The 12,972-nt window shown below is 60.0% G+C and carries 12 protein-coding genes; 10 read left to right on the forward strand and 2 right to left on the reverse strand.

Annotated elements, in window-relative coordinates:
- Positions 1-91: 91 nt before the first annotated feature.
- Positions 92-1,285 carry a cation:proton antiporter domain-containing protein gene (locus C1725_RS10210; RefSeq protein ID WP_102411506.1) on the reverse strand — a complete coding sequence of 398 codons (1,194 nt, stop codon included), beginning with the start codon at positions 1,283-1,285 and terminating at the stop codon, positions 92-94.
- On the reverse strand, positions 1,282-1,629 hold the full coding sequence (locus C1725_RS10215) for a hypothetical protein (protein WP_102411507.1): 348 nt from the start codon (positions 1,627-1,629) through the stop codon (positions 1,282-1,284). The genes C1725_RS10210 and C1725_RS10215 overlap by 4 nt, the downstream gene beginning before the upstream one ends.
- Positions 1,630-1,872: 243 nt before the next feature.
- Here C1725_RS10215 and C1725_RS10220 point away from each other — a divergent pair, with 243 nt between their 5' ends.
- The 10 genes from C1725_RS10220 to C1725_RS10265 all read left to right on the forward strand — a co-directional run bounded on the left by C1725_RS10220 (position 1,873) and on the right by C1725_RS10265 (position 12,950).
- The gene (locus tag C1725_RS10220; protein ID WP_346026556.1) at positions 1,873-2,451 is read left to right on the forward strand and encodes a Maf family protein; all 579 of its coding nucleotides are present in this window, start codon (positions 1,873-1,875) and stop codon (positions 2,449-2,451) included.
- Between the two features lie 18 nt (positions 2,452-2,469).
- The gene (mreB, locus tag C1725_RS10225) at positions 2,470-3,507 is read left to right on the forward strand and encodes a rod shape-determining protein MreB (RefSeq protein ID WP_102411509.1); all 1,038 of its coding nucleotides are present in this window, start codon (positions 2,470-2,472) and stop codon (positions 3,505-3,507) included.
- A gap of 54 nt (positions 3,508-3,561) precedes the next feature.
- On the forward strand, positions 3,562-4,632 hold the full coding sequence (mreC, locus tag C1725_RS10230; protein WP_346026557.1) for a rod shape-determining protein MreC: 1,071 nt from the start codon (positions 3,562-3,564) through the stop codon (positions 4,630-4,632).
- Positions 4,633-4,651: 19 nt separating this feature from the next.
- Positions 4,652-5,209: a rod shape-determining protein MreD gene (locus tag C1725_RS10235; RefSeq protein WP_102411511.1), complete on the forward strand. Its 558-nt coding sequence runs from the start codon at positions 4,652-4,654 to the stop codon at positions 5,207-5,209.
- Positions 5,210-5,236: 27 nt separating this feature from the next.
- Positions 5,237-7,735, forward strand: a complete 2,499-nt coding sequence (locus C1725_RS10240; RefSeq protein WP_102411512.1) for a penicillin-binding transpeptidase domain-containing protein — start codon at positions 5,237-5,239, stop codon at positions 7,733-7,735.
- 21 nt (positions 7,736-7,756) lie between these two features.
- On the forward strand, positions 7,757-8,527 hold the full coding sequence (locus C1725_RS10245; protein ID WP_102411513.1) for a P-loop NTPase: 771 nt from the start codon (positions 7,757-7,759) through the stop codon (positions 8,525-8,527).
- Between the two features lie 14 nt (positions 8,528-8,541).
- The gene (locus tag C1725_RS10250; protein WP_102411514.1) at positions 8,542-9,705 is read left to right on the forward strand and encodes an FtsW/RodA/SpoVE family cell cycle protein; all 1,164 of its coding nucleotides are present in this window, start codon (positions 8,542-8,544) and stop codon (positions 9,703-9,705) included.
- Between the two features lie 396 nt (positions 9,706-10,101).
- Complete coding sequence (locus C1725_RS10255) at positions 10,102-10,920, forward strand: NAD(P)-dependent oxidoreductase (protein WP_346026882.1); 819 nt, start codon at positions 10,102-10,104, stop codon at positions 10,918-10,920.
- 3 nt (positions 10,921-10,923) lie between these two features.
- A complete protein-coding gene (locus tag C1725_RS10260; protein WP_102411516.1) occupies positions 10,924-11,496 on the forward strand; it encodes a dipicolinate synthase subunit B in 573 nt (190 codons plus the stop codon).
- A gap of 269 nt (positions 11,497-11,765) precedes the next feature.
- On the forward strand, positions 11,766-12,950 hold the full coding sequence (locus tag C1725_RS10265) for a hypothetical protein (protein ID WP_102411517.1): 1,185 nt from the start codon (positions 11,766-11,768) through the stop codon (positions 12,948-12,950).
- Positions 12,951-12,972: the final 22 nt, after the last annotated feature.

Here is a 12,972-nt window from a genome sequence, read left to right on the forward strand (position 1 = left end):
CGTCCACCTCGCAAGCACTATAGCATGAGGCAGGAAAAAAAACAAGGCCCCGCGAATGCGGAGCCAGGCGGATGCCTGAACTGTCCTTTCGTCAGGCACTAGCCTTCTGTACCTTGGGAGCGGAGGCGATCTCTCCCGCCTTCGTCAGCGCGACCTTCGTAATGACCGGCCCCACGAGTTCATAGACGAGCGTTCCTGCGAGAATGACCGCACGCACCGTGGGGCCATATTCGGGGATGACCTTCATCGCGAGCTGCGTCATGCCGATCGCAACGCCCGCCTGCGGCAGCAGGGTGTAGCCCAAATACTTGCGCACGTTCGGCTCGGCCTTTACGAGCGAGGAACCGATGAACGCGCCCAGCCATTTGCCCGCGCTGCGGAAGATCAGGTAACTGATACCCAGCAGACCGACGGTCGGCAATACGGAGAGGTCGAGATCCGCGCCGGAAAGAACGAAGAAGAGCATGAACAGCGGCGGGGTGAAGCGGTCGCACTGTTCGATGATCTTGCTGGACGCAGGGCTGACGTTGATCATCACCGCACCGATCATCATGCAGACCAAAAGAGAGGATAGATTCCACATTTCGCACAGAGCGAGGCCCGCGAGCACGGAAGAGATGGCCAACGCCAGCATGTTGCCGCGCGAGTGAAAGAAGCGGGCGGCGAGGGTCTGCGCAAAGCCGATTGCCGCGCCCAGAAGCAGGGAACCCACGATTTGAACGAGCGGGGAAACGAGCATGCTCTGCAGCGTGAGCGCGTTTCCGCTGTGCAGGGCGGCGGCAATGGCGCTGGAAATACTGAAGGCCATTAGGCACAGCGCGTCGTCCATCGCGACGACGGGCAACAGCATGCTGCACACGGGGCCGCGCGCCTTGTATTGACGCACCACCATCAGCGTGGCGGCGGGGGCCGTCGCGGCGGCGATGGCGCCGAGCATCAAGCACAGCGGAAGGGGGAAGCCCATCAAAATCAGGGCGACGTCGACGAACGCGACGGCGCAGAGGCCTTCAAAGAGCGTGATGATGATGGGTTTTGAACCGATCTGCTTCAGATAGCTGAGCTTGAATTCCGCGCCGATGGAATAGGCGATAAAGCCGAGCGCCACGTCTGTCAGGATCGAAAGAGCCTGCGCGGCCTCCTTGGGGATGATGCCAAGCACAGAGGGGCCGACGAGCAGGCCGCCGACCAGATAAGCGGTCACATTGGGAAGATGAATCAGCCGAATGATGCGGCTGAATAGAAGGCCTACGATGAGTGCAAGGGATACGGCGAGCAGGATGTTCATTTCGTCGCGCCTCCCAAGCCGTCGACGAAGAGCGTCGGGATGGAGAAGAGGATGCCCGTATCGGGGCGGTCAAGACCGCCGGTGACACGGTTTACGATCTTTCGCACCGTATCTACCTGTTCGTCTCTCAGAACCATAAAAACCGTCTTGCTGCTCTTGCGCTCTGGATCGAGCAGCGCGCGCATCATGCCGAACATGGGCATGTCGTCCGCGCGCGCGTCCAGCGCGCGCATCATGCCGGTGCTGTCCAGCACGGTCGCACCGCTGATTTTATTTTCTATGAGCGCTTCGAGCAGTTCTTCCAGGCATTCGGTTTTGTTGAGTACAAGCGTTACCACTTGCATGAATGCTCACCTTCCATTCGTTTATTCGGTGAACATTGTACGCTTGGCGCCCGATAAATGCAAGCGCAGCAGCGTTTTTTTTTCATGAGAAAGCTCAAAAAGATTCGTATTTTGCAGCGTTTAAGGGGAACAAAAAGAGGCATGATCGTGATAAGGGCCGATTCTGCTTCATTTTATGATGCAAAACCGCAGAGGCTGTGATATAATAACTTGAATGTACGCATGTTATCAGGAGGGATCGCTTTGTCAGGCGAAAGCCGGATCATCCTCGCTTCCCAATCCCCGCGGCGCAGAGAGCTGCTCGCTGCGATGGGAATTTCGTTTACGATAGACGTGCCGGACATCGTGGAGCGCGACGCGGCCACCCCGGCTGAAACCGTGTGCGGACTGGCGCTTCAAAAGGCGCAGGCTGTTGCACTGCGCCATCCGGGTGAACAGGCGCTCATCCTCGCGGCCGACACGGTCGTATACTGCGGGCAAATTCTCGGAAAGCCGAAGGATCGAGAGGATGCCCGGCGCATGCTTTCGCTGCTTTCCGGCCGCTGGCATGAGGTGTACACGGGCGTTTGCGCGATGGATGCTGCAAGCGGTTTACAGGAGGTGCGCGCAGAGTGCACGCGCGTGCATTTCGTTCCCCTGTCGGAGCCGGAGATTGGCCGCTACGTCGACACGGGTGAACCGATAGATAAGGCGGGCGCTTACGCCATTCAGGGACGTGCGGGCATGTTCATCGACCGTGTCGAGGGTTCGGCCTCGAACGTCATCGGGCTGCCGATGGCGACGGTTCGCGAACTGCTCACGCGCCTTGGCGTCACGCTTTGATATAGACGGAGGGTTTCTATGCGCTTTTTTGGCATTCACGCGCCGGATATCGGCATTGACCTGGGCACGTCCAACGTGCGCATCTATGTAAAAGGGAAGGGGATCGTACTCAGCGAGCCCTCGCTGCTCGTCGTGCGGGAGGACGCCTCGCGCGAGGTGCTCGCGGTGGGCGAGGACGCGCGGCTTCTGCTGGGCCGGACGCCCGGGGATATTCAGACCATTCGCCCGGTGCGCGACGGCGTCATCGTGGATTTTGAAATGGCGGAGATCATGCTCCATTACTTTATCCGCAAGGCGGTCGGCACACATTACATGATCAAGCCGCGCGTGGTCATCAGCGTGCCCAGCGTCATCAGCACGGTGGAGCGCCGGGCGGTAGGTGAGGCGGTGCGCATGGCGGGCGCGCGTTCCATCCAGGTGGTGGAGCATCCGCTCTCCGCGGCGCTCGGAACAGGCCTTCCGGTTTACGAGCCGGAGGGCAGTCTTGTCGTGGATATCGGCGGCGGCACGAGTGAAATCGCTGTGATTTCGCTGGGCGGACTGGTCGTCTCGCGCTCGCTTCGCGTGGCGGGCGACAAGATGGACGAGGCGATTGCCGCCATGTTCAAGAAGGAAAACAACATGTTGATCGGCGACCGGGCGGCGGAGGACCTCAAGCTCGACCTTGGCGGGGCGATCGTCCGCCAGGACGACGCGCGCCGCGCGCTGGTGCGCGGACGCGACATGGTGACGAGCCTGCCGATGACGGTGGAGGTGAGCGCGATAAAGATCGGCGAGGCCCTGCAGGGGCCGATCGCGGAGATCGTCGCATCCATCAAATGGGTGCTGGAACGCACGCCGCCGGAGCTCGCGGGCGACGTCATGCGCAGCGGCATCTATTTGACGGGCGGCATCGCGCAACTTCCGGATTTGGATCACCTGATCGCATCCGAGCTGGGCATTGCGGTATCCGTAGCGCGCAATCCGTCGGAGAGCGTCATCCTCGGCGCCGGGCATCTGGCAGACAACATCGAGCTGCTGGACAGCATCGGCAAGGGCGACGCGATGCGCGATTAAGGACATCAGGCAAAGGAGTTTTTTATGGCGAAGTCAAAAAAAGAACGCCCAGGCTTGATCAAATTCCTGCGCGTCGTATTTGTCATCCTGCTGGTGCTGGTGATGGCATTCGGCATCTTTACGCAATACGTGGGCAGGGAAAACCCGGCGGAAAACGTCCTCTCGTCGATTATCACGCCGATTCAGAGCCTGGTATCCCGTTCTCTTTCCGCCGTGAGCGACTATATGGCGAAGCTGAAGCTGCGCAGCAACATCGAATACGAGTACAACAGGTTAAAGGCTCAAAACGACGAGCTTATCCTCAAGTCGCTACTGTACGACGAGGAGGTCAACAAGAACGAACGCCTCAGCAACATGATGGGCGCTTACAACGCCAACACGGATATGAACCCCGTGCTCGCGCACGTCGTGGCGAGCGAAACGGGCAACTGGTTTTCAACCTTCACCATCGACGTTGGATCGCGCGACGGCGTGAAGACCGAGATGGCCGTCATTACGGCTGAGGGCCTGATCGGTCACGTATACGAGGTCTTCGACACCACGTCGAAGGTCATCACCATCATCGACACCAACTCCTCCATCGCGGCGCTGATCGAATCCAGCCGCGACCAGGGCATCGTCAAGGGGACGCTCGGCGTCAACGGGGAGCCGATGTGCCGCATGTATTATCTGCCGCTGGACAACGTGCCGCGCCCCGGCGACTCGGTCATCACCTCCGGCGTCGGCCTGCCCTTTCCCAAGGGCCTGCTGATCGGCTACGTGCGCGAAAGCACGCGCTCCATGGAGGAGAACAAGCATTACATCGTCGTGGAACCTGCGGCGGATTTTCAGCACATCGAGGAAGTGCTGGTGCTTCGCTATGAACCGACGGTCGAATTGATGCCGGAAGGTTACAACGAGGACGAAACGATCATCGTTTCGCCGCCGACCCCGCGTCCGCAGGTGACCATCGACTCCTCCAACATCGTATCCACGCCGGTGCCGCTGCCGGATGCTCCCGGCCGGCCCACGGCTACGCCCGATCCCTCCGTTACGCCGACGCCCGCGCCGGACGATATGCCGGACGAACTGGACGAGGGCGCGCAGGTGACCGACGAGGCCGACGAGATGTTCCCCGAATTTTAAGTCCTAAGGGAGGAAGCGCATGTCAAAATTTCTTAGGATGACGGCGGTCGTATATCTTTCCTACATCATACAGACGAGCGTGTTCAGGTATCTCGCCATTGCGAACGTGCAGCCCGACATCCTGGCCTGTGCGCTCGCAGCGCTCGTCTTCTACGGCGGCACCTACGAGGGATTCTGTGCCGGAGCGGCGTTCGGCCTGCTGATGGATACCGCGGTCGGGCAGGTGGCGGGCCTTTACATGATCCTGTATCCGCTGATGGGCTACGTCGCCGCGCGCATGCGCATGGGGTTTGAGCCAATGCTCGTAGAAAAAGCGGCGCCTAAGCGCCGCGCGGGAAGAAAACTACTGCTTTCAATCGTTATTTGTATGGCGATTACGTTGATGCGCGAGAGCGTGTTCATGATCTACACGTATCTTAACGGCGTAGACCTTACGATGCGGCATGCCGGGCGCGTGCTGCTGTGCACGGTGTATTCAGGCGTCGTCTGCGTCCTGATCATCAAGATGACGAACGCCGTCATGCACTATCAACGGCCCAGATTTCGCAAGGGCAAAGAAGCAGATACGGACGTATGACGTGCAAAATGGGGGCATGACACAGGCATGAACAAATACAGAGGACGTTATATCTTCCTGGGCGCGATCACGGCGATTCTGTTCACCATTTTGATCGTACAGCTTGCCAACCTGCAGATCCGCAACGCAGACATCTACGCGGAAAAGGCGCAGGGCAAAAAGACGAAGACGATCACCAGCCGCGGCGATCGCGGCACCATCACGGACGCGAACTCCATGACGCTGGCGTACGATAAAAAGGTCTACAACGTTCAGTTCTACCGCGACCCGACCTGGAAACCGGGCAAGGACGCGGACGGAAACGACATCAGCGCCTATGGCCAATACACGCAGGCGATCATCGACACGATCGAAATCGTGGAGCGCTACGGCGGCACCATCGAATCCAGCTTTTCCCTCGTACTCGACGAAGCGACGGGGCTGTGGGACTTTGACTGGGGCGACGTCAAGGAATCGGTCAAGGAAAAGCGCGAAAGCATGTGGCGAAGCAATTTTTACATGACCAAGACGGGCAAGCAGGAGCTCTTTACGAAGCTCTGCGAGCGATATAAGATTCCGGAGAGCCTATCGCTGGAGCGGAAGATTCAAATTCTCGGCATCTGGGAAACGATGCAGATGAACGCGTTCCTCACCTCGCCGATCACCATTGCTTCGGACGTGAGCTGGGAAACGGTCATTGAAATCGAGACGCGCGCGCTCACGCTGGACGGCATCTCCGTCGGCGTGACCACCAAGCGCGTGTATCCGAACAATACGCTGGCCTGCCATGTGCTGGGGTACGTCGGCAAGATTCAAAATGCCGACACGTATAACAATACCCTGAAGGACAAGGGCTACAGCCTCAGCGACCTCATCGGCTTGGACGGCGTAGAAAAGACGATGGAGGACTGGCTGACCCCGAACACGACCGAGCGTCAGGGAAAGCGCATCGTGGAAATCGACCGTTACGGCACGGTCAGCCGCGAACTTTCCTCGTCCGAGCCGAAAAACGGCAATAACGTCAAGCTGACGATCGATTCGGGCCTGCAGCGCGTCGCGGAAACGGCGTTGGAGAGCACGATCAACGAGATTCGCGCGAAGCAGGAAGAGCAGATGCTCAATCCTTCCTGGCTGGAGGAAAACAAGAAGGACCTTCAGGGCACGGACCGCGACTTTGAGGCCAACCCGATCAAGCTTGCGGAAAAGGGCGCCGCGGTGGTCGTGGACATGCAAGGGCGCGTGCTCGCGCTGGCGAGCTACCCGCCCTACGATCCGAACGCCTTCATCGTCGGCGGCGAGGCGGCGGCGGACATCCTGCTGGACACGCGGAACCCTCTGCTGAACTATGCCATCGGCTCGCGCGACACGCCAGGCTCCATCTTCAAGATGGTTACCGGCACAGCAGCGCTCGCGACGGGGCTGCTGGGGCCGTACGAACAGATCAGCGACGACGGATACTATACAAAGTACGATAAGACCAACCCGCCAAAGTGCTGGATCAACATCAACCAGAAGTGGCAGCACGCAAATCAGACGATAAAGGAAGGCCTGAACCACTCGTGCAACTACTTCTTTTACGAGCTGGCTTCCCGTCTCTATGAGGCGGGCAACAACGACCTGTACAAGTACGCCGCGCTTTACGGCCTGACGACGCTGACGGGCATCGATCTGCCCGGCGAGCTTCGCAGTTACGTCGGCAGCCAAGCTACGCTGTACGACCCGCAGAAGGCCATCAACGCCTCCGAGCAGGCGACGTGGAGGCCGTATCTGGTTTCCAATCAGATCAAGAACCACCTGAAAAGCATCGGCAAGGAACGCGGCATGACGTTCGACGAGGCGAAGCTGGACACGGCGGTCAAGAGCCTGATGGACATGGCAGTCGCGACCAACCAAACGGACTGGGTGCGCAACATCCGTACCATCCTGATGGAAGAGCTGGATATGTCGCAAAGCCTTGTCTATCTACAGGCGGTCGTCGGAGACATCTACCTGGCGCTGAACGAGATCAAATGGGGCGGCAGCGAGGCGATCATGGTCGGCGTCGGCCAGTCGATCACCTCGGTCACCCCGGTCGCGCTCGCGCGTTACGTAGCGGCCGTGGCCAACAACGGCACGGTATACGACCTGTCCCTGATCGATTCGATCACTTCGCCGGAGGGCGAAGTGATCAGCCGGGGTCAGCCCGTCGTCGCGGCGGAGCTGACGGAAGCCAAGCCCTATCTGACGCTGCTGCGCCAGGGCATGAAGGGCGTGGTCGACGACGGCGGTACCGCAGCGAAATACTTCAAAAATTTCAAGTATGAAAGCGATATAGCCGTCAAGACCGGTACGGCTGAAAAGACGAAGATCGACCTGGAAAACAACGCGTGGATGGTGGGCTTCGCGCCCTACGAAAATCCGGAAATCGCCGTGGTCGTCTACGTCCCGAACGGATACGGCGGAGCGCGCGTATCCCCGGCCATGAAGAGCATCATCGAGTACTACATGGACCAGCGGACGATTACCGTGAACGAGACGATGCCGGCCTCGAACTGGCTGGCTTATTAAACAAAGGATGGAGGCGGCGCGATGGCGTGTGTCTGGGCATTTTTGTCCGGCAAGGGAGGGACGGGCAAGTCGACGGTCGCATTGTGCGCGGCCGCGGGACTAGCTCTTGCAGGGCAGCGCGCCGTGCTGGTGGACGCGGACGCGGGCGTGCGCAACCTGGACATGATGCTCGGCATGGAGAACAAGATTGTCTTCGACATGCTGGATGTCATCGAGGAGGAAGCGACGCTCGGCCAGGCGCTGACGGCCGTGAAGGACGTGCCAGGGCTCACGCTGCTGTGCGCGTCGCAGACGCGCGATCCTGGGGCCATGACGGGCGACGCCTTTCACAGGCTATTGCAGATGCTTTCTCGCCGCTTTGAACACGTGGTGGTCGATTGCCCGACCGGCATCGGCCCCATCGCGCAGGAGGCTATGGCTTCGTCGGATGAGGCGGTCATCGTGACCACGCCCGACGACATCGCCATGCGGGACGCGGACCGAACCGCGGGGCTCATCTCACAGCGCGGCGGGGCGCGCACGCGCGTCGTGGTTAACCGTGTGCGCGGGGACTACGTAAAGCGGGGGCTTCAATACCCGCCCGCGACCGTGGCAGCTTCGCTGGACGCGAAGTTGCTTTGCGCGGTGCCGGAGGACGAGGAAATCCTGCAGTGCACGCTGCAGCGCGTCCTGCCGCTTCGGGGCTCCGGCGAGGGAGCGAAGGCGCTCTCGCGCATCGCCGCCCAAATGCTGGGCGAAGCGGAATCAGCGCCGGAAAAGAAGGGCCTATTCGCGCGCCTGACTCGATCGTAGAGGAGTGATGCCTTTTGCATTTTGCCAATGATCGGCTGTCCAAGCCGCATTTCGACTGGCAGCTGTTCGTCGCGGCCTACGCGCTGGCGATTTTCGGCGTGCTGGCCGTTACGATTACCAACTACGACCCCTCCCTGGGAGCGGACCGCTCGATCATCGAGCTGGTCATGGATTCCTACAACGGCCGATGGCAGGCGGCTTTCGTGCTCGTCAGCTTTGTGGCCGTCGGCGGCATGATGTCCATCAACTATCAGTTCCTCGGCCGCGTCTGGCCCTTCCTGTACGTGGCCAACGTCGCCCTGCTTACGCTGGTGCTTGCGTCCGAGGCGATCACGGGCATGAAGGGCTGGTTCTCCATCATCTGGGATCGAACCATTCAGCCCTCCGAGCTGGCGAAGGTCGCAATCATCATCTCCCTGTCCAAGGAGCTTTCGCGCCATGAAAAGCCGGTGCCTACGCTGCGCTATTTCATGCGGCTGTGCATCCATATCGGTATTCCGTTGATGCTTATCATCGCACAGCCGGACATCGGCACGATGCTGGTGTTCGTCGTCATCTTCTTTTCGCTGCTTCTGGTTTCGGGCTTCCCGATGAAGTATTGGCTGGCGCTTGTGGGCGCGGGCGTCGTCGTCTGCATCGCGGCGGGTTTTATGCTGCAATCCACGGGCAACTGGCGCTGGCTGCGGCTGACGGCCTTCGTCAACCCGGAGGCGGATCCGACCGGTTCGGGCTTTCAGACGCTGCAGGCGATGACCGCGGTTGGCGCGGGCGGAATGACCGGCGTGGGCATGTTTAAGGAAGGTACGCTGACGCAGCTCAACTTCGTGCCCGAAAACCATACGGACTTCATCTTTTCTTCCGTCGCGGAGACGATGGGCTTTGTGGGGTGTATCATCCTGCTGGTACTCTACGCCTTCGTGATATACCGGATGCTCCGCCTTTCCTACCATACGTCGGATCGCTTCGGACGGCTGGTTATTGTGGGCGTGGCGAGCATGCTGATCTTTCATATGTTTGAAAACATCGGCATGAACATCGGCGTCATGCCCATTACGGGCATCCCGCTGCCGTTTATCAGTTATGGCGGCTCCAACCTCATCGCGAACATGGCGGGCATCGGCCTGGTGCTCAACGTGACGAGGCGCAAGCCGATCACGCGCGTCATGGACGCAACCTGATTGCTTCGACCTCCTGCTGTCCCGGCGAATGCCGAGGGCGGCTCTGGTCATCGACAAAGTCGATGGCCTCGTGCAAAATGAATCTTCATTTAGCACGAAGAATAGGGGAGATGTTTTCCTCCGCAAATGCTGTGTGTTTGACTACGGAAAACGCCCCGCCCGCCCGGCAAAGCCGGTCGATACGATTTCACATGCAGGGGAAGTCTCCCCTGTATGCATCCCCTCTTACGACGTTACTTTGTCGATGATCTATGCTGCCCCGGCGAATGCCGAGGGCGGCTTTTTGACTTTTCTGGAGGGGCCGTTCGGTGAGGGCGGCGGGCACCGCCCGCTTGCACCTTTTTCGCGCTGGTGCGTAGGATGGAGAAGAAGCGAGGAGGAGGGATGCGCTTGAAAATGCTGGTGGTTGGAGGGGATCGCCGCAGCGGCTGGCTCGTGCTCAGGGCGAGGACTGCGGGCTTTCAGGCCGACGGTGTCTGGCTTGACCTATTTGATCCTGCCTTTGCATGCGCCTGGCCAGAAGTGATGGATTACGACTTTTACATATTGCCTTACCCGGTAGCGGAAAAAGAGGGGATGGTAGCGACGCCGCTCGCGACGCAGCCGCTTTTGATGGCGCAAACGCGGGACAGAATCCCGAAAGGCGCAAACGTTCTCGCGGGAAAGTGCGAAGCGCAAGGGGTTTGGCGCCTGTTTTCGCCCGCCTCCCTGGAAAGCTTCGCCGTCGGCAACGCGGTTCCAAGCGCTGAGGGGGCAATCTTCGAGGCGATGCGCGAAAGTGAAAGCTGCGTCGCGGGCAGCCATTGCCTCGTCGTCGGATACGGGCGAATCGGCAGACTGCTTTCGAGAAAGCTCTGCGCGCTCGGCGCGGAGGTGACGGTCGCCGCGCGCAAAGAGAAGGATCGCGTCTTTGCGCGGGCGGAGGGCTGCGCAGCCTGCGATACAAAGGATATCGCCACATGTATTGGGCGCATGCAGTTCATCTTCAATACCGCTCCCGCGCCGGTCATCGGTGAAACGGAGCTCACGGCGATGGATCAGAAAGCGCTTGCGCTGGAACTGGCCAGCGCGCCTTATGGAATCGACATGCAGACAGCCGCGCGTCTGGGACGACGCTTCGTGCTCGCAGGCGGAATCCCAGGAAAATACGCGCCCGCTTATGCGGCGGACGTGCTGCTCGATGCAATCAGGACATTTATTGCGCAGGAGGGCTGAAAAATGCAAGGCAAGCGAATTGGTTTCGCCCTGACGGGCTCGTTTTGTACTTTCAAGAAGGTGCTGCCGCAGGTCGAGGCGCTGGTTTCAGCCGGCGCGGAGGTGACGCCCATCGTCTCGCCCAGCGTCGCAGCGACGGATTCCCGCTTCGGCAAGGCGGAATACTTCTGGAATGAGCTTGCACGGATGACTGGTAGGGAACCGCTCGCTACGATCGCACAGGTAGAGCCCATTGGGCCGAAAAAGCTGCTCGATTTGATGATCGTCGCCCCCTGCACGGGAAACACGCTCGCCAAGCTCGCGCTGGGCATCGCCGATACGCCCGTGACGCTGGCCTGCAAGTCGCACCTGCGCAACGGCAGACCGCTGCTGCTCGCGCCCTCCACGAACGACGGGCTCGGCAACGCAGCGAAGAATATCGGCATGCTGCTCAACGCCAAGCACGTATTTTTCGTCCCCTTCGGACAGGACGATCCCATGGAAAAACCCAACTCGCTGGTCGCGCACATGGACAGGATTCCGGAAGCGGCCAGACTGGCGCTTTTGGAATCGCAAATGCAGCCCATTCTTTTGTGAGCGGGAAAAGAGGAAAATCAGGGGACGCCGTGGAAAGAAAAGGCGTCCCTGTTTCGTTTATATGGAACAGAGGACGTAAAAGGGAGCTATGTCTTTAGAGTGAGCACGGCCAAACATCAAGCAACGGTACCGGATGGACGCGCCGGCCAGAAGGCGAGATAAAGGTACAGCAGCGCCGCGCCAAAAGCGGCGGTGCCCGGCATGTTCTGTTATGCCGGGCTTAAACGCGGATTGCCGGGATTGCTCTGGGCTCCAAAGGAGGTTGACGTATGGAACAAAAGTACACACGGCTGCTGACGATGCTGCTGCTGGCGCTGGCGCTGAGCCTCGCGAGTCTTTCGGCTCTGGCGGAAATACGGGTGGACGTGAAGGAAGAGACGGCAGGAAACAGCCGTATGAGCTATCCCGTGGTGAGCGGCATTGAGGACGAAATCGTTCAAGGCAAGATCAACACGGCGATCGAGACCGGTCTCTCTCTGGAAAGCACCCGGCTGACGATGAAGCGCATCGTGGAACGCGGCGGTGAAGCGGAGGGCGAAGCCACGCTTTTGATGGACACGGCGGTCTATCAAAAGGGGGATGTGCTCTCCGTCGCGGTGTCGCGCCGCGGCGAACAGGCGGATGGAAGCTTGGGCGACAGCGTGACCGCAATGGTGTTCGACCTGAAGACGGGGGATCGCATTCCGCTGGAGGCACTTTTTGCGGATCCGCAAGCCTCCTTGGGCGCGATGGAGGGCATTATCGAGACGGAAATCGGGGGAAGTCTCAACGCCTACATGGAGAATGCGAAGATTACGCCCATGCCGCGGGATAACTATTCCATCGATGCGCGGGGCGTCACGGTGTATTACCCTGCCAGCCAGTATTCCATGGTTTCCGGTAGTGCAGGCGCATGCCAGTTTTACTTCTACGAGCTCGAGGACGGCCTCTCCGAGCTGGGCAAGACGCTGTCCGCTGCGGAAGAGACGGCGGACGCAGCCAAGGGCATTCGGGACGCCGTTTCGGCGGGTGCGTTTCCGAATTGGGTCGCGGACGTGAAGCTCGGCGAGCCCATCGGCACGTACATGAAGGAATTCACCCAGCTCACCGACCCGGACTACACGCTGGAAAGCCGCGTATACCTGTTCGAGGAACCGCAGCTTCGCGGTATGTCCCTGGAAACCTGGCTGTACGCGGAGTGCGAGGAGGAAGAAGCGCCGCTCACGGCCATTCGGGCCGCGCGCATCGACCTTTTCGGTATCCGCCCGGGCATTTCGACGCTCGCGGAGTGCGAGAAGCTGCTCGGCGCGCCGGACGGTCGCGCGACGTTGGATGAGAACGACGCCGTAGACCTGATGCTGGAGCCCGGAGACAGCCTCTTCTACGTTTCCGGCGAGAATACCCTGGAAATCCATGCGGATCAGCAGGGTGTCGTCTCCTGCCTCATCCTGTACGCCGGAAAGCGTGTGGGTTGAGGGTTTACCGAAAAGCTTTTGT

Origin of the sequence: Beduinella massiliensis (genome assembly GCF_900199405.1) — a bacterium.
Lineage (GTDB): Bacteria > Bacillota > Clostridia > Christensenellales > Aristaeellaceae > Beduinella > Beduinella massiliensis.

Excerpts from the sequence above, each read along its gene's own strand:
- C1725_RS10240 (WP_102411512.1), top strand. The coding sequence starts at position 5,237 with ATGAACAAATACAGAGGACGTTATATCTTCCTGGGCGCGATCACGGCG.
- C1725_RS10245 (WP_102411513.1), top strand. The coding sequence starts at position 7,757 with ATGGCGTGTGTCTGGGCATTTTTGTCCGGCAAGGGAGGGACGGGCAAG.
- mreB (WP_102411509.1), top strand. The coding sequence starts at position 2,470 with ATGCGCTTTTTTGGCATTCACGCGCCGGATATCGGCATTGACCTGGGC.
- C1725_RS10265 (WP_102411517.1), top strand. The coding sequence starts at position 11,766 with ATGGAACAAAAGTACACACGGCTGCTGACGATGCTGCTGCTGGCGCTG.
- C1725_RS10260 (WP_102411516.1), top strand. The coding sequence starts at position 10,924 with ATGCAAGGCAAGCGAATTGGTTTCGCCCTGACGGGCTCGTTTTGTACT.
- C1725_RS10255 (WP_346026882.1), top strand. The coding sequence starts at position 10,102 with ATGCTGGTGGTTGGAGGGGATCGCCGCAGCGGCTGGCTCGTGCTCAGG.
- C1725_RS10215 (WP_102411507.1), bottom strand. The coding sequence starts at position 1,629 with ATGCAAGTGGTAACGCTTGTACTCAACAAAACCGAATGCCTGGAAGAA.
- C1725_RS10210 (WP_102411506.1), bottom strand. The coding sequence starts at position 1,285 with ATGAACATCCTGCTCGCCGTATCCCTTGCACTCATCGTAGGCCTTCTA.
- C1725_RS10235 (WP_102411511.1), top strand. The coding sequence starts at position 4,652 with ATGTCAAAATTTCTTAGGATGACGGCGGTCGTATATCTTTCCTACATC.